Raw genomic sequence first — 19,453 nt, 5'->3', positions numbered from 1 at the left:
TCTGCAAGAACACCCTCGATGGCGAGGTCATGCCGCGCTGCTTCGGCAGCGGTGGCGACATCACCTATCTCGACTGGATGCTCTCCGCCTGGGGCTGGACGCTGTCGGTGGCGCTGCTGGCGCTGCTGGTCGCGCTGGTCGTCGGATCGCTGGTCGGCATCCTGCGAACCTTGCCCGACAAGCGGCTCGTTCTGCTGGGCAATGCCTGGACCGAGGTGTTCCGCAACGTGCCGCTGCTGGTCCAGGTGTTCCTCTGGTACCACGTCATCCCGTCGATCTTCATCAGCCTGCGCAGCGTGCCCAGCTTCGTACTGGTCGTGTTCGCGCTGGGCTTCTTCACGTCGGCGCGCATCGCCGAGCAGGTCAAGGCCGGCATCCAGAGCCTGCCTCGCGGCCAGAGCTACGCCGGGCTCGCAATGGGCCTGACGCTGGCCCAGACCTACCGCTACGTGCTGCTGCCGATGGCGTTTCGCATCGTCCTGCCGCCCTTGACCAGCGAGTCGATGAACATCATCAAGAACTCGTCGGTTGCCTTCGCCGTGAGCATCGCCGAGCTGACGATGTTCGCGATGCAGGCGCAGGAGGAAACCTCGCGCGGCGTCGAGGTCTACCTCGCCGTGACCGGGCTGTACTTCATCTCGGCCTTCGCCATCAATCGCGTGATGATGGTCGTCGAGGACCGCCTGCGCGTGCCCGGCATGGCGGCGGGAGGCAAATGATGAGCCCCCACGTCGCTTTGCTCCTTTCCCCCCAGGGGGCTCAGTCTGCCCTTGGGGCGGCCCGGCGGGAGGCCTGAAATGCTCAACCTCGACTTTTCCTTCCTGAGCTGGGACGTCGTTTCCGGCTTCGTCCTCAAGGGCCTGATCTTCTCGGCGCAGCTGACGCTGATCGCGATGATCGGCGGCATCGTGCTGGGCACCTTGCTGGCGCTGATGCGGCTGTCCGGCAAGAAGTGGCTGATCCTGCCGGCCGCGGCCTATGTCAACACGCTGCGCTCCATCCCGCTGGTGATGGTGATCCTGTGGTTCTTCCTGCTGATCCCGGCTGCCTTCTACGCGGCCGTCGGCGGCGAGTGGGGCGCCAACAACCGCTCGGAGCTGTCGGCCATCATCACGTTCACGGTGTTCGAGGCGGCCTACTACTCGGAGATCATGCGCGCCGGCATCCAGAGCGTGCCCAAGGGGCAGGTCTACGCCGGCTATGCGGTCGGCATGACCTACGCGCAGAGCATGCAGTTGATCGTGCTGCCGCAGGCCTTCCGCAACATGCTGCCGGTGCTGATGACGCAGACCATCATCCTGTTCCAGGACACATCGCTGGTCTATGCGATCGGCGCCTACGACCTGCTCAAGGGCTTCGAGGTCGCCGGCAAGAACTTCAACCGCCCGGTCGAGACCTACCTGGTCGCCGCCGTCGTCTACTTCGTGATCTGCTTCAGCCTGTCGATGCTCGTGCGCCGGCTGCAGAAGAAGATCGCCATCATCCGGTAACTGTTGACCCCCGGCTGCGGCGTACCGCTGCCAACCCCCCGCGGGGGTGCTCGAACGGCTCGGGGCGGCCCAGCGCTCGTTCGAGCCCCGCTCTAAGCAAAGGAGTCTCGCGTGATCGACATCAAGAACATCTCCAAGTGGTACGGCAGCTTCCAGGTGCTGACCGACTGCACGACCTCGGTCCAAAAGGGCGAGGTGGTGGTGGTGTGCGGGCCCTCGGGCTCGGGCAAGAGCACCTTGATCAAGACCGTGAACGCGCTCGAGCCCTTCCAGAAGGGCGACATCGTGGTCGACGGCATCAGCATCGCCGATCCCAAGACCGACCTGCCCAAGCTGCGCTCGCGGGTCGGCATGGTGTTCCAGCACTTCGAGCTGTTCCCGCACCTGAGCGTGACCGAGAACCTGACGCTGGCGCAGATCAAGGTGCTCAAGCGCAACCCCGACGAGGCCAAGAAGCGCGGCCTGAAGATGCTCGAGCGCGTGGGCCTGATCGCCCACAAGGACAAGTTCCCCGGCCAGCTCTCGGGCGGCCAGCAGCAGCGCGTGGCGATCGCCCGCGCGCTGAGCATGGACCCGATCGTGATGCTGTTCGACGAGCCCACCTCCGCGCTCGACCCCGAGATGGTCGGCGAGGTGCTCGACGTGATGGTGCTGCTGGCCAAGGAAGGCATGACGATGATGGTCGTCACCCACGAGATGGGCTTCGCGCGCAAGGTCAGTCACCGCGTGATCTTCATGGACCAGGGCAAGATCTGCGAGGACTGCAAGAAGGAAGACTTCTTCGGCGCCCCCGAAGCGCGCTCGCCGCGCGCACGGGACTTCCTGTCGAAGATCCTGCAGCACTGATACGGCATTGCGTTCGAACGCATTGGCTTGAAGGTCGGGCCAGGGTTCGTTGCAGCCGTTCGTGTGCGTGGTCACGGGTGACTGACAATCCTTCGCATGAGTTCCCCGGACACCCTGACCCTCACCCGCCCCGACGACTGGCATCTGCACCTGCGCGATGGCGCCGCGCTCGCTGCCGTCGTACCGCACAGCGCGCGCCAGTTCGCCCGCGCGATCGTGATGCCCAATCTCAAGCCGCCGGTCACCACCGCGGCGCAGGCGCAGGCCTACCGCGAGCGCATCCTGGCGGCCGTGCCCGCCGGCGCGGACTTCGAGCCGCTGATGACGCTGTACCTGACCGACAACATGCCGCCCGACGAGATCCGCCGCGCGAAGGAAGCCGGCGTGGTGGCCGTCAAGCTCTATCCCGCCGGCGCCACGACCCACAGCGACGCCGGCGTCACCGAGCTGCGCAAGACCTACGCCACGCTCGAGGCCCTGCAGCGCGAGGGCCTGCCGCTGCTGGTGCACGGCGAGGTCACCGGCGCCGAAATCGACCTGTTCGACCGCGAGGCGGTGTTCATCGACCGTCAGCTGATCCCGCTGCGGCGCGACTTCCCCGGGCTGAAGATCGTGTTCGAGCACATCACGACGAAAGAGGCCGCGCAGTACGTGGCCGAGGCCGGGCCGCACACCGCGGCCACGCTCACCGCCCACCACCTGCTCTACAACCGCAATGCCCTCTTCGCAGGCGGCATCCGCCCGCACTACTACTGCCTGCCGGTCCTGAAACGCGAGGAGCACCGCCGCGCGCTGGTGGCGGCGGCCACCTCCGGCAGCGACCGCTACTTCCTCGGCACCGACAGCGCGCCGCACCCGGCGCACCTGAAGGAGCACGCCAGCGGTTGCGCCGGCTGCTACACCGCGTTGAGTGCCCTGGAGCTGTATGCCGAGGCCTTCGAGGCCGCGGGGGCACTCGACAAGCTCGAAGGCTTTGCCAGCTTCCACGGCCCCGCGTTCTACGGGCTGCCGCGCAACGCCGGCACGGTGACGCTGCGCCGCCAGCCCTGGACCGTGCCGCAGACGCTGCCGTTCGGCGACGCGACGCTCAAGCCGCTGCGGGGCGGCGAGGTGCTGGCCTGGCAACAGGTCGACCGGGCACGGCCGCAGGGGCATTGACAAGGGAGATTCGATGGACAAGACGATCCGGACCGCACTGCTGATCGATGCCGACAACGTGAAGGTCGAGCTGGTGGCCGAGGTGATCGAGCGGCTGCGCGATGCGCAGCGCGTGCTGCAGCATCGCCGTGCCTACGGCAGCGTGCAGAAGGCCAACGAATTCGCCGCGCTGTCGCAGGACCATGCGATCCGCTTCCTGCCGAGCACCTTCGCCGGGCCGAACGCGACCGATCTCGCGCTCGCCATCGACGCGGTCGAGCTGGTGCTGCAGCAGCCCGTCGACGAGGTCGTGCTGGTGTCCTCGGACCGCGACTTCGCGCCGCTGATCGTGCGGTTGCGCGAGCTCGGCTGCCGTGTCGTCGGCTTCGGCCAGCATGGCAAGACGGCGCCCGACGTCGAGCGCAACTACCTGCGGGTCTACGACGAATTCCACGTCCTCGGCGCCGCCAGGCCGACCTCACGGGCCGCGGCGCCGAAGGCCCCCGCGAAGCCCCGGGTTGCCAAGGCCGTCAAGGCCGTCAAGACCGCGAAACCCGCCAAGCCAGCGAGGGTCGCGCAAGCAAGGGCCGAGCAGGTGGCGGTGCCCGTCGCGCCGCCAGTGCCGCCGCCGTCGGTGCTGCCGCAGGACGTCGAAGCGGTGCTGGTGGCCTGCCCCGATCTGCGCCAGGGCCGTGCGATGCGGCTCAATGCCGCCGGCAAGGCGCTGCACGACAGCGGCGTGCTGAAGAAGAACGGCCGGCCGTCGGCGCTGTTCAAGAAGCTCGAATCGCACTTCGAGATGCTGCCGGCCGACAAGCCGGAGCAGGTGCGTTTCGTCGGCGCCGAGGGCTGAGCGGCCCGCCGCCCCCGCAGCCTTCACTCCAACGGCAGGAACCCCTCGATCGACAGGTAGCGCTCGCCGGTGTCGTAGTTGAAGCCGAGCACGCGGCTGCCCGCGGGCAACTCGGGCAGCTTCTGCGCGATGGCCGCCAGCGTGGCGCCCGACGAGATGCCGACCAGCACGCCTTCCTCGCGCGCCGAGCGGCGTGCCATCTCGCGTGCCGCCTCGGCCTCGACCTGGATCACGCCGTCGAGCAGCGCGGTGTGCAGGTTGGTGGGCACGAAGCCCGCGCCGATGCCCTGGATCGGGTGCGGCGAGGGCTTGCCGCCCGAGATGACCGGCGAGGCGCTGGGCTCCACCGCGAACACCTTCAGCTGCGGCCACTGCGCCTTCAGCACCTGGGCGCAGCCGGTGATGTGGCCGCCGGTGCCCACGCCGGTGATCAGCGCATCCAGCCCCTGCGGGAAGTCCGCCAGGATCTCCTGGGCCGTGGTGCGCGAGTGCACCTCGATGTTGGCCGGGTTGTCGAACTGCTGCGGCATCCACGATCCGGGCGTCGCGGCGATCAGCTCGGTGGCCTTGGCGATCGCGCCCTTCATGCCCAGCTCGCGCGGCGTCAGCACGAAGCTCGCGCCGTAGGCCAGCATCAGGCGGCGGCGCTCCACGCTCATGCTGTCGGGCATCACCAGCACCAGCTTGTAGCCCTTGACCGCGGCCACCATCGCCAGGCCGACGCCGGTGTTGCCCGAGGTCGGCTCGATGATCGTGCCGCCGGGCTTGAGCCGGCCGTCGCGCTCGGCCGCCTCGATCATCGACAGCGCGATGCGGTCCTTGATCGAGCCACCGGGGTTGCTGCGCTCGGACTTGATCCACACCTCGTGTCCCGGGCCGAACAGGCGCTGGACGCGGATGTGCGGCGTGTTGCCGACGGTGTCGAGGACGGTGGTGGCTTTCATGGGGTCTCCTCTGGAGGCTGACGATCAATTTCGTGTCGCCGACGATAATCCATCCCGTGAAGTGGGCCAGACCGCCGCTGGCACACCGGCCGAAAGGCCGTGCTGGAGGAAGGTCCGGACTGCACAGGGCAGCGCAGCAGCTAACGACTGTCCACCGCAAGGTGAGGATCAGAGCAACAGAGACGAGTCCGGGCGAATGCCCGCTCGGGTGCTCTACGAAGCGCCGGCGCAAGCCGGCCCCGAGTAGCCGCCCCGGGCGGCGCAGCCGCCCGGGGTGAAACGGGCAATCTCTGCGCGCAGCAACACCAAATAGGCCAGCGTTGATGTGGCTCCGCGGAGCTGGCGGGTAGGTGGCACCGAGCCGTTTCCGCGAGGGGCGGCCCAGAGGAATGGCGGTCACGGCCGCGGCGCTGCAAGGCGCCGCGGTTGCACAGAATCCGGCCTATCGGTCCACTTCACACTTATTTCGACGCGCCGCACCCCTGGGGTTCGGCGCGTTTCGCTGCGGCGCCCGCCGCGACACACTGGATCCGATGAACCCCGACGCCCACACCCTCTGGCGCGCCCCGATGTGGGCCCTGTCCGTGCTGCTCGCCTGCCTGGGCATGCTCGGGCCGTTCGCGATCGACACCTACCTGCCGGCCTTCACCGGCATCGCCGCCTCGGTCGACGCGACGCCGCTGCAGATGCAGCAGACGCTGTCGGTCTACCTGATCGGCTTCGCGGTGATGAGCCTGTTCCACGGCGCGCTGTCCGACAGCTTCGGCCGCCGCCCGGTGGTGCTGTGGGGCGTGGCGGTGTTCGCGGTCGCGTCGGCCGGCTGTGCGCTGTCGCAGACGATCGGCCAGTTGGTGTTCTTCCGGCTGCTGCAGGGCCTGTCGACCGGGGCGGGCATCGTGGTCTCGCGCGCGGTGATCCGCGACATGTTCCCGCCCGCCGACGCGCAGCGCGTGATGTCGCAGGTCACGATCTTCTTCGGCGCCGCGCCGGCCATCGCGCCCATCATCGGCGGCTTCCTGTTCGTGCACGCCGGCTGGCATGCGATCTTCTGGTTCCTCACCGCGGTGGGCGCCGCGCTGTGGCTGGCCAACTGGAAGCTGCTGCCGGAAACCCTGCATGTCGATGCCCGGCAGCCCTTCAACGTGCGCCACCTGCTGCGCGGCTACTGGCAGATGGGCTCGAGCGGGCGCTTCGTGCTGCTGGCGCTGGCCAGCGGCATCCCGTTCAACGGCATGTTCCTCTACGTGCTGTCGGCGCCGGTGTTCGTCGGCAACCACCTCGGCCTGCCGCCGCAGCAGTTCTTCTGGTTCTTCCTGTTCACCATCGGCGGCATCATGGGCGGCGCCTGGTGGAGCGGGCGGCTCGCCGGCAAGCTGCCGGCGCAGCGCCAGATCCGCCGCGGCTTTCGCATCATGGTGTCGGTGTCGGTCGTCAACGTGATCGCCAACGCGCTGCTGCCGGCGCAGGCCTGGTGGGCGCTGCCGCTGATCTCGCTGTTCTCGTTCGGCTGGGCGCTGATGGTGCCGGTGATCACGCTGATGGTGCTGGACCTGGTGCCCGAGCGGCGCGGCATGGCCTCGTCGATGCAGTCCTTCCTCGCGGCCAGTGCGAATGCGCTGGTGGCGGGGCTGATCGCGCCGCTGGTCATGCACTCGACGCTGGCGCTGGCGATCACGTCGATGGGCCTGATGAGCATCGGCCTCGTCTCATGGCTGTGGGTGAAGCGGTGGCCGGCGCCGGCCGCGGACTGAGGCCGGCTGCAGGCATCATGCGGCCCTGATCGCCCCCACAGCCCGCCCGCCATGCGCTACGAACACCTGCTCCAGGTCACCGATCCCGCCGACCCGCGCGTGCCGCCGATGAGCCGTGCCGAGTTGTGGCGCGGCCTGCTGGTGCGCGTCGAATCGCCGCAGCAGTTTCCCCTCGGCCCCGACCGCTGCGAAGCCCGGCTCGGCGCGCATGCCGGCGAACGCCGCCGCAGCATCCACTTCGGCGCCTTGCGCTTCGACGACACGGTGCAGCTCGAGCCCGAGCGGCGCGTCGTCTTCACGCCGGAGCCGCACGAGGGTGCCGCACCGGTGCGGCTGACGGTGACGATCGAGGAGCCCAGCGCCGGCGCGCTGTTCCTGCGCTTCGTCTACGAGACCGACGGCCCGGCCTCGGCCGACGACAAGGCACTGCAGGGCTACCGCCAGCAGGCCTGGCTCGAGCTCGACCGCGACATGCTGCGCACGCTGCGGGAGTGGCAGGTGCAGGGGCGGCTGGGCTGAAGGCGCCGCGAAGCGCTGCGGCGCGCGAGTGCGACCGGTCCGCTGAGCGCACCCCGAGAGATGACGGCCGCCGTGCCCAAGGCACGGGCATCGGCTCACAATTGCTCGCGGGAATCGAGTCAAGCTACCCTGAGGCGGTCGAGTGCGAGATCGCTTCTCCGTTGGGCATTTGTCAGCGATGCCTCAACGCGACGGCCCCGCTGACGCCCTGGACAAGGAGCAACTCATGGCCAGTTACATGCTCATCAGGCACAAGGTCAGGGACTTCAAGACCTGGAAGGCCGGCTACGACGCCCACCGGCCCAAGCGGACCGAGGCAGGCCTCACGGAGAAGTACCTGCTGCGCGGTGCCGAAGATCCCAACGAGGTTGTTGCCCTCTTCGAGGCGCAGGATCCCGACCGTGCGAAGGCATTCGCCACGTCGGCAGATCTGCGCGAGAAGATGCAGGAAGTCGGCGTGGTCGACAAGCCGGACATCTACTTTCTAAACAGCTGAGGCGCTGCCGGTGCAGGCCCTGTCCAGCGTTGGCATGGCCGCACCAGAACACCCGCACGACGCCGGCCGAGCCGCTCCCTCATGGACCCATCCCAAGCCCACGCACTCAAGGCGCTGCTCGAGACCCAGCCGGTCGCCTCGCTGGCGACCTTGCACAACGGCGAACCGGCCGCCTCCATGGTTCCCTTTGCGCTCCTTCCGGCGGGCCAGGGTGTCGTCATCCATGTCAGCCGGTTGGCAACGCACACGAAGGACATGCTCGCGAATCCTGCGGTCGGCCTGCTCGTGCTGGCCTCGCCCGCACCCGGCCTGCCCGTGCAGGCGCTCCCCCGTGTCAGCCTTCAAGGCCGGGCGCGGCAATGCCTGAACGATGCCGCGGAGTACACGGAGGCAAGGCAGGCCTACCTGGCGCGCTTCCCCGAGAGCGAGCCGATGTTCGGCTTTGCCGATTTCTCGCTCTTCGTCATCGGGGTTCGCTCCGCCCGGTTCGTCGGCGGCTTCGCGCAGGCCGGCTCCGTGACGGCCGAGCGCTTCGTGGCCATCATGGCCGCCGGGGCGTGAGAACGCCGCCCCCCCTCCCCCACCCCCCCCACCTCGCAGCAATCCATGGCCGCCTCGACGAACCCCATTGCCGTCCTCGCAACCGACGTGCCGCCGCGCACGAAGCCGTCCAACTACCCCGAGCCGTTTGCCTCGCGCATGAAGGGCCGGGAGAAGCGCGCGCTCGGAGACTTGTTCGGCCTCACGAACTTCGGCGTCAATCTCACTCGCCTGGCGCCCGGCGCGGTCTCTGCGCTTCGGCACGCCCACTCCAGGCAAGACGAGTTCATCTATGTCCTGCAGGGGAGCCCGACGCTTCAAACCGACGAAGGCAAGACCCGGCTTTCGCCGGGCATGTGTGCAGGCTTCAAGGCAGGCACGGGCAACGGCCATCACCTGCTCAACGAGACGTCCGAAGACGTCGTCTACCTCGAAGTCGGTGACCGCACGCCTGGCGACGAGGGCACGTACCCGGACGATGATCTCAAAGCCAGCATGGTGCAGGGCACGTGGCGGTTCACCCACAGGGATGGATCGGCCTACTGAGCGAGCCTTCCTGGCGTCCAATGCGAGGCAACGTCGCCGAGCTCGAGGGCGCGCCCGGGTGCCTGCGGCCGTGGTCGTCAAGAACCGGCGCCGCTTCTACACTCCCGCCCTGTTCCCGCACGCGTCACGTCACCTACCTCAGGAGCCATCAAATGCGACACATGCTTCTTGATACGCCGTGGGCATTCGGGCTCGTCGTCGTGTCCGGCTTTGCCGGAATCCTCGGGTCTTTCCTCTGCTTCCTCGTATTTCGCAGCGCTACCGCCGCGAAAGCCGAGAAACTCTTGTCGCGCGAGTTCTTCTACACCGGGTTCCTGACGGGCGTTGCAGAGCGATTCTTCTTCACCCTCCTCATCGGCTTGCTGGGCACGAATGGCATTGCGCAGGCCGCAGTGGGTTGGGTGGCCATCAAGGGGCAGGTCCACTACAAGATGTTCTCCGATGGCAGCAAGGTCGACATGTCCCGGGCCTATCTGGGAATGCTCGGTTCTCTCTCGTCGCTCGTTTTCGCCATCGTCGGCGGCTACGTATGGAAAGAGGGGTTCTCGGCGCAGAAGGTTTGCGAGTGGTTGGGCAGCGTTTTCTGAACGACAGAAGCGGGCCATGAAACCCGAGACCTCACTGTCCGAATACCTCGTCATTTCCCGCGGGCAGTGGGGCGAGGACGTAGTCGGTCAGGGAACCCGCGTCTGGCCTGTGGCCTGCTCTTCGAGCTCCGGCCCATCGACCCGGTGCGCGCCAGGGCATTCGTCGTCACCGCCGAGACGCCGGGCGAGCACCGGGGCTGACGCCCGGCCCCGCCGCACGGTGGTTTCCAGGGAGCACAATTCGCGCAGGGCACTGTCGGTGGAGCCGCACATGAACATCCCTTTCGGCGCTTTGCTCGCCGTTTTCATTGCGATGCAGGCATCGTCCGTGAACGCGGAGTCGCTGCGTTGCAACGGCCGCAGCGCCTCGGAAGGCGACTCGCAGCTGTCGGTCCTCTACAAGTGCGGTCAACCGCTGCTCAAAGAGAGCTTCTGCGCGCCGGTCTTCTACTCGCAATCGCTGCAGCCCGTGCCCGAGCCCTTCGCGAGCGCCTACGTCCCTTGCCAGCCGGTCGAGGAGTGGCTCTACGACCGCGGCCCCGGGAACCTGATGGCCACGGTGCGGTTCCGTTCCGGCCTGGTCCAGTCCATCACCTACGCAAGCACCCCTCGGTAGGCGGCGAGGGCCGCCGAACGGCGGGTTTCATGCCGGCCGCCGACCCGACCGGCCCCGCATGCCCCTAGCTTGTCAGGGCCACGTTCCTGCAGTGCTGCGCAAACCCCAGAACTACACTGCGTGAGCGCGTTTCGCGCAAGGAGACCGACTCATGGCCGTTGAAATCCGGGCGTATCTGTCTCCGACGCTGGTGCTGCTCGCGCTCGATTGGGACAAGGGCGCCACCGCTGCAGACTTCCTGGGGTTCGCCATCAAGCGAGCGCCCGGGTTCCGGTCGGCAGACGGCCGGTCCCGGGCGGCCGAAAGCTGGCTGCCAAACCGCGTCACGTTCAACGGCCCGGTCCCGCAGGGGCGGCCCGATGCGGCGTCGAAGGATGCGCCCATCCAGAAGTTCTGCTGGTGGGACGCGCGCATCGACGCCGAAGACCGCAACGGTCAGTTCGTCTACACCGCCTTTCCGGTCGTCGGCACCGCGCAGAGTCCGCAACTCGCCGAGGACGAGGCCGGCACGTGCGCAGTGAGCCTGCCCGACCACACCGTCGACGGCATCGGCACCTGGTTCAACCGCGCGGTGCTCAGCTCGCAGGCCTTCACGCGCAAGCTCCGCGCACTGGGTCTGGCGCCCGACAAGGCGCCCCCGCCGGCCAAGGCCCTGGTGCTGCGCGAGTGGCTCGCGAACGACATCCACCAGGTCTTCGGCGAGATCCTGGCGGGCGCCACCCGGGCGGTCGGGGCGACCTACCACCTGACCGACAGGCTGTGGGCGATACCGCAGCTGCAGGCCTTCGCCGAGGCGCACCCGCCGAAGAGCGTCGCGCTGGTCTATGACTCGCACAAGATCGCGAAGACGAAGACCCAGCCGCAGCGGCCGTCCCCGAACCAGGAGGTCGTCGACCAACTGGGGAGCCTCATCGCGTTCTCGCCGCGCGACAAGACGAGCATCATGCACAACAAGTTCATCGTGACCGATGGACCGCAGGGCGGCGGCAAGCCGCGACGCGTGCTGATGGGCTCGGCGAACTTCACGACCGGCGGCCTGACCACGCAGGCGAACCTCCTGCACAGTTTCGATTCGGCCGCGCTGGCCAAGCTGTACAGCGACCGTGCCGCGGCGATCGCCGGCAACCCGAAGAAGTCGGACACCGCGAAGTTGACCCCCGGGTGGTCGCGCGCGATGCAGCTGGGGTCGGCGAAGATCCGGGTGAGCTTTTCGCCCGAGCCGGCGGCCCAGCGGCAGCAGATCGACACCGTCGTCGAGGCCATACGCCGGGCCAAGCATTCCGTGCTGTTCTGCATCTTCACGCCCACCGACAAGAAGCTGCGGGACGCCTGCTTCGCCGCGGGGGACCGGGGGCTGATGATGTTCGGCATCGTCAACAGCATCAGCGAGAAGTCGGCGAAGGCGGCGGCACAGGCGCACGCCGAAGGCAAGGACATCGATGCCGCCGCGCTGGCGAACATGGACCTGTTCCACCGCTCGCGCAGCAACAAGGACGTGATCGACGGCGCGCATTTCTCGGCCGCCACGGTGCCTGAAGGCTTCGAGCCCGAGTTGACGGTGTTCCCCGGCGACCAGGCGCAGGACTTCGGTGCTGTCGTGATCCACCACAAGTTCGTGGTCATCGACGCCGAGGGCGACAGGCCCGTCATCTACACCGGGTCCGCGAACATGAGCGAGAACTCCGAGCACAACAACGACGAGAACCTCATCGAGCTCAAGGACCAGCGCGTTGCCGCGGTGTACCTCGCCGAGTTCATGCGGCTGTACGAGCACTACCGCGCCCGCGCGATCGCGATCAAAGACGCCGGCAAGCCGAAGGGCAGGTGGCGACTGATCCTGCAGCCGACGCGGCGCTGGGCCGACAAGTACTACGTCGACGGCAGCCCCGAGGCCAAGGCCCGCATCGCCATGGCGAACGCCCCCCGGGATTGAAAGGTCCGCGGCGCACGCGGATCGCCGGCCCCCACGCTCGGCACGGACGGAGACCCCCAACGCAGGTCGCGAATGAATCGTCGCTAAGTCGTTGTGCGGTTTGCCGCACTGGGCACGCAAGGTACGAAGTTCCTGTTCGGGCTTGCGCAGTTCGCGGATTCGTTGCGCCACGTGCCCGATGTGCTCGTCGAGCAAGGTGTTGACCTCGCCGCAGTCGGCCTTCGGGGCGTCCCTAAAACGAAGCAGCACTCGCACTTCGTCGAGCGTCATGTCGAGGTTTCGGCACTGGCGGATGAAGCCGACGAACATCACGTCGAGTTTCTCGAACCGAGAGAAGATTCGACGGAAGCCTTTGAGGCGGCGGAAGAGTCGTTCGACCTCGTTGCGGCGCTTGTACATCTCGCGGTCGTACTCCCGGGGGCGAGATGCGTGTTCTCAGGGGCGCAACGACGGGGATGAAGCCCAGATCGAGTGCGAGTTGGCGCGTCTCGTTGCCTTCGTAGGCCTTGTCCACCAGCAGGTGCAGCGGTCGATCCGGCGGCCCCAACCGCTCGAGCAAGGCGCGGCCCTCCGGCGCATCGCCGGCTTGGCCTGGCGACAGCGAGAACGTCACGGCCGTTCGAGCATCCGCGGCAACCATATGAATCTTGGTGGTCCACCCGCCGCTGGACTTGCCGATGGATTGCGGGCCGCTTTTTTTAGCGCCCCGGTGCCGTCCGGATGCACCTTGACGATGGTGCCGTCCAGTGACACGGCCTCGATCTTGATGCGCACAACCTGGGCCTGCTGCAATTCCTCGAACACCCGATCCAACACGCCGCTCTTGGACCAACGGTTCATGCGCGTGTAGATGGTGTGCCAGTTGCCGAAGCGCTCGGGCAGGCCGCGCCACTTGCAGCCATGCTCGGCCACGTACAGGATCGCGTTCAGCACGCTCAGGTTGGACAGGCTGACGTTGCCGCGCTGCAGGGGTAGGCAGTGCTCGATCTGCGCGAACTGGGCTTCGGTGATCGCCATGCATGAAGTGTCTCGCGCCAGGAGCGTTCGGATCAGGTTGGGCTTCCCCCGGTTTTCCGGACACGTCGGATGACATGATGTGGACAGGAGAGAGCCATGGGGAACACGAGAAGGCGCTTCACGGCCGAGTTCAAGCGTGAGGCGGTGAGGCTGTGCAGCCAGCCGGGTGCGGTGGTCATCTTGACGCCGGTCACCATCGTCAGCGGCCTGGCGGCTGCCGCGCGCAAGGGCATCCTCATCAAGGGCGGCACCTTCCTGGAGCAGGCCCGGCTCATCAAGGCTGTCGCGCTCGACAAGACCGGCGCCATCACGGAAGGCAAGCCCCGCCTCGTGCACTGGGAAGCACTGTCCAACTCCGACCCGGTGGCCATCGGCGCGAGCCTCGCGGCCCGATCCGACCACCCGGTCTCCAAAGCCATCGCCGAGGGGCTTCCGGGCCAGCGCCTGGAAGTGGCCGACTTCGAAGCCCTGGTCGGGCGCGGAGTCCAGGGCCGCGTGGACGGCGCGCCCTACACCTTGGGCAATCACCGGTTGATTCACGATCGTGGGCTGTGCAACACCGAACTGGAGGCCAAGCTCGCCGAGCATGAGACAGCAGGGCGCACGGTAACGCTGCTTGCTTCAGACGGTCATGTCCTCGCGCAGTCCGACATCGGCTTCGCAATGGGCGGTGTCGGCACCGACGTGGCGATGGAAGCGGCCGACGTGGTCATCATGACCGACGACCCGCGCCGCGTGGCCACGACGATCCGGCTATCGCGCGACACACATTCGGTTCTCTGGCAGAACATCGTTCTCGCTCTGGGCATCAAGGCCGTGTTCCTCGTGCTCGCGGTGTTCGGCAGCGCGACGATGTGGATGGCGGTGTTCGCCGACATGGGTGCCAGCCTGCTTGTCGTGGCCAACGGCTTGCGGCTGTTGCGCCGATGAGTCGGTCTACCGATCGCCACTTTGGCGCGCGTTCGGCATGAACACGCTACAAATTGCCGTCCCGGCGTTGGAGCAAGGGAGTTGGCACTTGTTCGGTGCCTACTGCCCGTGCGCTGCGCTGGTCGTGGTGGTCGCTGGTTAGCCGCTCGACATGGGGACCCGGGATTTCATCCGTCAGAGCGCCTTCCGACGATAATACAAATTAAACTCATTCGCATTGAATGCGTTCGGACTGCCATCATGGTTTCGTTGCGTCGCTCGCTCTCGTTGATCGCCTTCGCGTTGGTAGTGCTGTCCGGCTTCGCGTCTAACGGATACGCCGCCGAGCCGATCGTCGACGCCAAGGCCAAACAGGTCTGGCAGTTGCTCGACTACGTTGCCGTCGACTACGGCGGTGCAGTCGCAAACGGAGCCGTGTTGAAGGCTTCTGAATACGCAGAGATGCAGGAGTTCGCGGCAGCCGCCGAGAAGCAACTCGCCGAACTGCCGCGCACTGGCGCCAGTGCCGCGCTGCAGGCACAGGCCGCTCGCCTGCGCAGCGCCGTGGCGGACAAGGCAGAGCCGGCCACCGTGGCGCAACTGGCGCATGGCCTGGCTGGCGACGTGCTGAAAGCCTATCCATTCCCCATCGCGCCCACACAGTTGCCAGATCTCCAACGCGGGGCGCAACTGTTCCAGGCGCAATGCGCCGCTTGCCACGGCCTGGAAGGCCGCGGCGATGGCCCGGCAGCAGCGACCTTGGACCCGAAGCCGACTGCATTGGCCGAGCATCTGCGGGCCCGCGAGCGATCGTTGTTCGCGCTGCATCAGGTCATCAGCAACGGCGTCAACGGCACCGCGATGGCCAGCTTCGGCGCACTGCCGGAAGACGACCGCTGGGCGCTTGCGTTCTTCGTCGGCACCTTGCCATACGCCGAAGCCAACAGGTCCGCGGGCGCAAAAGTCTGGCAAACCAGCGCCAAGGCACGCGAGGCGATCGCGGGTCTGGATGCGTTGACGCAGACTTCCGAGCATGCGCTGGCCGGGCGCCTGGACGCCGACTCGGCGAAGTCCGTGACGGCGTACCTGCGCGCCAATCCGCAGGCCTTGGCCGCGAACAAGCCGGGTGGCATCTCGGTTGCCAAGGCCCAACTCGCGGAGAGTGTCGCCGCCGTGCGCACTGGTGATCGGATGACCGCGACCAAGCTGGCCTTGTCGGCCTACCTCGACGGCTTCGAGCCCGTCGAGCCGGCGCTGGCGACGCGCGACCGCCCCCTCTTCGAAAAGATCGAGGCCGCGATGGTGGCCTACCGCGCGAAGGTGGCCGACGGCAACGCCGAGCAGGTGCAAGCATCGGCGCAGGCGCTGCAGCATTTGCTGGACGAGGCCGACAAGGCACTGGCACCTTCGGAGAACGATGCCGCCGCTGCCTTCATCGGCGCTCTGACCATCCTGCTGCGCGAAGGGCTGGAAGCACTGCTCGTGGTCGTGGCGATGGTCGCCTTCCTCAAGAAGGCGGAGCGCCAGGACGTGCTGGTCTACGTGCATGCCGGCTGGGTCGCCGCGCTGGCGGCCGGTGGCGTGACCTGGGCCGTGGCGACCTACCTCGTCGGCGTCAGTGGCGCGAGCCGCGAACTGACCGAGGGATTCTCTTCGTTGTTCGCTGCAATCGTCTTGCTCGGCGTCGGCATGTGGATGCACCAGAAGAGCGTAGCCGGGCGCTGGCAGGTCTACCTCAAGGAGAAGATGTCGGCCGCGCTGAGCCAGCGCGCCGCCTGGTTCCTGTTCTCGCTGGCCTTCATCGCGGTGTACCGCGAAGTGTTCGAAACCGTGCTGTTCTATGCCGCGCTGTGGACCGAGGGAAATGGCTGGCCGCTGCTGGCCGGCCTGGCGGCGGGCATGGCCATCCTGGGCGTGATCGCGGCGATTCTGCTGCGCACCAGCGCAAAGCTGCCCATCGGCAAGTTCTTCGCCGCGAGTTCGTTGCTGGTAGCGGTGCTGGCCGTCGTGCTCGCCGGCAAGGGCATTGCCGGCCTGCAGGAGGCGGGCTGGGTTCACACCAGCCCGGTCGCCTTCCCGCGCATCGACATCCTTGGAATTCGCCCCACGTTGCAGACCTTGCTCGCGCAGTTGACGGTCTTGGTGGCAGTGGCGATTGCGTTCATGGTCAACACGCGCTCGACCGCGCCGACGCCAAAAGGCGTCTGACGCGCTCTTCATTCCGTCACGCGATCGTCGCTACACTTCGCCCGTGTCCCGTCTCCTCATCATCGTTCTGCTGCTGTGGCTGCCGTTCCAGTTCGCCTGGGGTGCGGCCGCGAGCTATTGCCAGCATGAGCAAGCTGCGAGCGTGAGCCACTTCGGGCACCACAGCCACAAGCACCAGGGCAAGTCGCTTCAGTGCACCGGCGACGCCACGCCGGACAAGAAGACCTCGATCGCCGACGAAGACCTCGATTGCGACTACTGCCACATCAGTTGCGCGCAGCCGCTGGCGCCCGTCATGCTCGGATACCAGATCGAGCCCGTACCGCACGCCGCGCCAGGCACTTGCGTGCAGGGTCACTCTCCTAATGTTCCCGACCTGATCGAACGCCCCAAATGGACTCTCGCCGCCTGATTCGGCGAGCAAGTCCCCGCGTGATCTTCCGGCTTCAAACCAACGCGTAGCACCGACTTCTCGCCGAATTCTTCCGGTCTGTTGTTTCCCACAACAAGGAGAGTTCGATGCGATCGAAGACGCTGGCGCATGCCATCGCGATGGCAGCTGCCGCAGTTGCGAACAGCGCCTTTCTGTTCATACCCATTGCCAGCCAGGCACAGCCTGTACCACCGGCCCAGGCCTCGGCGCCGGCCACGGCTACGCTGCAGGAATTGACCTTGCAGCAAGCGTTGACGCAGGCCGATGCGGCCAACCCGGCGCTGAAGACCAAGCAGGCGCAGCTCGCTGCTGCTGAAGGCGCCCAAACCGACGCAAACGCGCTGCTGTCCAGCAACCCGCAGCTGTCCGTCGATCAGACGCGGCGTTCGGTCCCGCAGGCCGGGCTCGGGTCTGAGACCCGGCGCGAATGGAGCGCCGGCATTTCGCAGACGCTGGAGATCGGCGGCCAACGTGGTCACCGGCGTGATGCTGCTGCCGCAGCCTTATCCGCGCTGCGTTCGGAGATCGAGGACGCGCGGCGCGTCGCTCGCACAGCGGCCTCGGAACGTTTCCATCACGTGCTGGCGCTGCAGCAGCGCGTCGCGCTGGAAGCCGAAGCCGGCAAGCTGTTCGATGACACCGCCGCAGCCATCCAGAAGCGCCGCGCCGCTGGCGAAGACACCAAGCTCGACGCCAACATTGCCACCGTCGAAGCAGAGCGCGCACGCAATCAGCTGGCCCTTGCCCAAGAGCAGTTGCTCGATGCACGGACCGAACTGGCCGCCTCGCTGCAGCTCCCGCCGGGAAGCCTGCCGCAGGCGGTCGGCGAGATGGTCCTGCCGCAGAGCAAGCTGACGCTCGGCGAACTGATGGCGTCGGTCGAAGCCCAACCCCGCCTGCGCGCATTGCAGGATCGAGAGAACAGCGCCACCGCCAAGCTGAGGCTCGAACAGGCCAGCGTCTACCCGGACGTGACGGTGGGTCTCAACGTCGGCCGCGAAGGGCCGAACGACGGCCGCGAGCGACTGACCACAGTGACGGTGTCGGTGCCCCTGCCACTGTTCAAACGCAACGCCAGCGGCATCGGCCAGGCACGCACCGACCTGAGCCAGGTGCAGATCGAACGCGAGACGGCCCTGCGCGATGCGCGTGCCAGCGTCAGCTCGCTTTGGCTGAAGCTCACCAGCCTCGAATCGCGAGTGCGGCGCCTGCAGGGAACGATGCTGCCGGCGCTCGCCGACAACCAGCAGCTCTCGCTCAAGTCGCAGCGCGCTGGCCAGATCGGGCTGCTCGAACTGATCGTCGTCAACCGCCAGGCGCTCGATGCGCGCCGCGACCTGAACGACGCTCTCGCCGACTACCACGCTACCCGTCACGCCCTGGAGGCTGCGGCCGGCCTGGCGCTGGAAGGAAACCAACCATGAAGAACATCAACTCGAATTCGCTCGTCTCGACGCTGCTGGCCGTTGCGCTGGTTGCCCTGCTCACCGCGTGCGGTGGCGGCAAGCCGGCCGAATCCAAGGAAGCGAAAGAAGGCAAGGAAGTCAGAGCCGAAGGCGCCAAGGAAGCCGGCGGCTTGAAGCTCTCCGCAGAAGAAGCCGCACGCGCCGGGCTAAAGGTCGAGACACTGGCGCAGCAGGCCTTCGCCGACACGATCACGGTCACCGCGACCATTCGTCCGAACCAGGATCGCATCGCGCGTGTCGCGCCGCGCATCGAAGGGCGCATCGTCCAGGTGATGGCCGGCCTCGGCGCGCAGGTCAAGGCTGGTCAGCAGCTGGCCGTGCTGGACAGCCTGGCCATCGGCGAAGCGCAGGCGGCGCTGCTGCACGCGCAGTCGAGCCAGCGCGTCGCGCAGGCCGACTTCAAGCGCGCCGAGTCGCTGATCGCCGACGAGGTCATTCCGCAGCGCGACTTCCTTCGTGCCAAGGCCGACGTGGAGAAGTCCTCTGCGGAACTGCGTGCCGCGCAAGACAAGTTGCGCCTGCTCGGCGGGTCGGCGAAGGCCGACGGCGCCGCGAACTCGACCTTCGCGGTCGTCGCGCCGCTGGCCGGCACCGTGATTCAGAAGAAGGCAACCGTAGGCGAATTGGGCACACCGAGTGACCCGCTGTTCACTGTCGCCGACCTATCGAAGGTCTGGATCGAAGCCAACCTGACCGAGGACACCTTGGCCAAGGTCAAGGCCGGATCGGCCGCGACCGTGACCGTCACGGCCTATCCCGGCGAGCGCTTTGCCGGTCGCGTGACCTACATCGCCAGCCTGCTCGACAAGGACTCGCGCACCATCCCCGCCCGCATCGAAGTGGAGAACAAGGACGGCCGCCTAAAGCCCGAGATGTTCGCCACCGCCACCATCGAGACGAGCGGTGCCGGCACGGCCGCCAAACGCGAGGTGCTGGCGGTGCCGGACGCTGCCATCCTGTTGCTGCAAGGCCAGCCGACCATCTTCGTGCAAGAGCATGGCGGCTACGAGCCGCGCGCCATCGAGCCGGGCGAAAAGTTGTCCGGCCGCACCGTCATCAAGTCCGGCGTGGAGGCCGGCGAGAAGGTGGTGACCGCAGGGGCCTACGCCCTCAAGGCCCGCTTGCTCAAGTCGCAAATCGGCGACGAGCACTGACGCATCGG

18 protein-coding genes, 1 other RNA gene and 3 pseudogenes are annotated in these 19,453 nt (G+C 67.3%); 19 read left to right on the top strand and 3 right to left on the bottom strand.

Going from position 1 to position 19,453, the window contains the following annotated elements; all coding sequences use genetic code 11:
- Nucleotides 1–29 precede the first annotated feature (29 nt).
- From ACQY9S_RS14540 to ACQY9S_RS14520, 5 genes are all read left to right on the top strand, one after another.
- The gene (locus ACQY9S_RS14540) at nt 30–719 is read left to right on the top strand and encodes an amino acid ABC transporter permease (protein WP_428425767.1); all 690 of its coding nucleotides are present in this window, start codon (nt 30–32) and stop codon (nt 717–719) included.
- Between the two features lie 78 nt (nt 720–797).
- Nucleotides 798–1,490: an amino acid ABC transporter permease gene (locus ACQY9S_RS14535; RefSeq protein ID WP_428420500.1), complete on the top strand. Its 693-nt coding sequence runs from the start codon at nt 798–800 to the stop codon at nt 1,488–1,490.
- Between the two features lie 111 nt (nt 1,491–1,601).
- Nucleotides 1,602–2,336, top strand: a complete 735-nt coding sequence (locus tag ACQY9S_RS14530) for an amino acid ABC transporter ATP-binding protein (RefSeq protein WP_428420498.1) — start codon at nt 1,602–1,604, stop codon at nt 2,334–2,336.
- A gap of 96 nt (nt 2,337–2,432) precedes the next feature.
- On the top strand, nt 2,433–3,494 hold the full coding sequence (gene pyrC, locus ACQY9S_RS14525; RefSeq protein ID WP_428420496.1) for a dihydroorotase: 1,062 nt from the start codon (nt 2,433–2,435) through the stop codon (nt 3,492–3,494).
- 13 nt (nt 3,495–3,507) lie between these two features.
- Nucleotides 3,508–4,326 carry an NYN domain-containing protein gene (locus tag ACQY9S_RS14520; RefSeq protein ID WP_428420494.1) on the top strand — a complete coding sequence of 273 codons (819 nt, stop codon included), beginning with the start codon at nt 3,508–3,510 and terminating at the stop codon, nt 4,324–4,326.
- Nucleotides 4,327–4,349: 23 nt separating this feature from the next.
- Here the strand turns inward: ACQY9S_RS14520 and cysK are convergent, their stop codons facing one another.
- Nucleotides 4,350–5,270 carry a cysteine synthase A gene (gene cysK / locus ACQY9S_RS14515; RefSeq protein WP_428420492.1) on the bottom strand — a complete coding sequence of 307 codons (921 nt, stop codon included), beginning with the start codon at nt 5,268–5,270 and terminating at the stop codon, nt 4,350–4,352.
- Between the two features lie 58 nt (nt 5,271–5,328).
- Here cysK and rnpB point away from each other — a divergent pair.
- The 9 genes from rnpB to ACQY9S_RS14470 all read left to right on the top strand — a co-directional run bounded on the left by rnpB (nt 5,329) and on the right by ACQY9S_RS14470 (nt 12,258).
- Nucleotides 5,329–5,731, top strand: an RNA gene (rnpB, locus tag ACQY9S_RS14510) — RNase P RNA component class A.
- Nucleotides 5,732–5,803: 72 nt separating this feature from the next.
- Nucleotides 5,804–7,021 carry a multidrug effflux MFS transporter gene (locus ACQY9S_RS14505; protein WP_428420491.1) on the top strand — a complete coding sequence of 406 codons (1,218 nt, stop codon included), beginning with the start codon at nt 5,804–5,806 and terminating at the stop codon, nt 7,019–7,021.
- Between the two features lie 51 nt (nt 7,022–7,072).
- Nucleotides 7,073–7,540, top strand: a complete 468-nt coding sequence (locus ACQY9S_RS14500) for an SRPBCC family protein (RefSeq protein WP_428420489.1) — start codon at nt 7,073–7,075, stop codon at nt 7,538–7,540.
- 226 nt (nt 7,541–7,766) lie between these two features.
- A complete protein-coding gene (locus ACQY9S_RS14495; protein WP_428420488.1) occupies nt 7,767–8,036 on the top strand; it encodes a hypothetical protein in 270 nt (89 codons plus the stop codon).
- 81 nt (nt 8,037–8,117) lie between these two features.
- The gene (locus ACQY9S_RS14490) at nt 8,118–8,597 is read left to right on the top strand and encodes a HugZ family protein (RefSeq protein ID WP_428420486.1); all 480 of its coding nucleotides are present in this window, start codon (nt 8,118–8,120) and stop codon (nt 8,595–8,597) included.
- Nucleotides 8,598–8,642: 45 nt separating this feature from the next.
- Complete coding sequence (locus tag ACQY9S_RS14485; protein WP_428420484.1) at nt 8,643–9,122, top strand: cupin domain-containing protein; 480 nt, start codon at nt 8,643–8,645, stop codon at nt 9,120–9,122.
- A gap of 152 nt (nt 9,123–9,274) precedes the next feature.
- Nucleotides 9,275–9,709 (top strand): hypothetical protein, encoded by a 435-nt coding sequence (locus ACQY9S_RS14480; protein ID WP_428420482.1) that lies wholly within the window; start codon nt 9,275–9,277, stop codon nt 9,707–9,709.
- 271 nt (nt 9,710–9,980) lie between these two features.
- Nucleotides 9,981–10,325, top strand: coding sequence for a DUF2845 domain-containing protein (locus ACQY9S_RS14475; RefSeq protein WP_428420480.1), 345 nt, complete (start codon nt 9,981–9,983; stop codon nt 10,323–10,325).
- A 151-nt stretch (nt 10,326–10,476) separates the two neighbouring features.
- Nucleotides 10,477–12,258 carry a phospholipase D-like domain-containing protein gene (locus ACQY9S_RS14470; protein WP_428420478.1) on the top strand — a complete coding sequence of 594 codons (1,782 nt, stop codon included), beginning with the start codon at nt 10,477–10,479 and terminating at the stop codon, nt 12,256–12,258.
- Nucleotides 12,259–12,435: 177 nt separating this feature from the next.
- Here the strand turns inward: ACQY9S_RS14470 and ACQY9S_RS14465 are convergent.
- Together ACQY9S_RS14465 and ACQY9S_RS14460 are read right to left on the bottom strand one after the other, a co-directional pair.
- Nucleotides 12,436–12,528: pseudogene (locus tag ACQY9S_RS14465) on the bottom strand (MerR family DNA-binding protein); the annotation flags it as partial.
- A pseudogene (locus ACQY9S_RS14460) lies at nt 12,508–13,275 on the bottom strand (IS5 family transposase); the annotation flags it as partial. The pseudogenes ACQY9S_RS14460 and ACQY9S_RS14465, both read right to left, overlap by 21 nt.
- A 123-nt stretch (nt 13,276–13,398) precedes the next feature.
- Here ACQY9S_RS14460 and ACQY9S_RS14455 point away from each other — a divergent pair.
- From ACQY9S_RS14455 to ACQY9S_RS14435, 5 genes and pseudogenes are all read left to right on the top strand, one after another.
- Nucleotides 13,399–14,205 (top strand): annotated as a pseudogene (locus tag ACQY9S_RS14455) (HAD family hydrolase); the annotation flags it as partial.
- Between the two features lie 240 nt (nt 14,206–14,445).
- The gene (locus tag ACQY9S_RS14450; RefSeq protein WP_428425765.1) at nt 14,446–16,392 is read left to right on the top strand and encodes an FTR1 family protein; all 1,947 of its coding nucleotides are present in this window, start codon (nt 14,446–14,448) and stop codon (nt 16,390–16,392) included.
- Nucleotides 16,393–16,435: 43 nt separating this feature from the next.
- Nucleotides 16,436–16,804 (top strand): cation efflux protein, CzcI family, encoded by a 369-nt coding sequence (czcI, locus tag ACQY9S_RS14445; protein ID WP_428420476.1) that lies wholly within the window; start codon nt 16,436–16,438, stop codon nt 16,802–16,804.
- A gap of 107 nt (nt 16,805–16,911) precedes the next feature.
- Entirely contained in the window at nt 16,912–18,249 is a 1,338-nt protein-coding gene (locus ACQY9S_RS14440; protein ID WP_428420474.1) for a TolC family protein, read from the top strand.
- Nucleotides 18,246–19,445: an efflux RND transporter periplasmic adaptor subunit gene (locus ACQY9S_RS14435; RefSeq protein ID WP_428420472.1), complete on the top strand. Its 1,200-nt coding sequence runs from the start codon at nt 18,246–18,248 to the stop codon at nt 19,443–19,445. Before ACQY9S_RS14440 ends, ACQY9S_RS14435 begins: the two co-directional genes overlap by 4 nt.
- Nucleotides 19,446–19,453 lie beyond the last annotated feature (8 nt).

Origin of the sequence: Methylibium sp., from assembly GCF_965279545.1 — a bacterium.
In the GTDB taxonomy this organism is placed as follows: Bacteria; Pseudomonadota; Gammaproteobacteria; order Burkholderiales; family Burkholderiaceae_C; genus Methylibium.
Note: the sequence above shows the minus strand (reverse complement) of the source record. Positions and strands in the feature narration are given on the sequence as shown.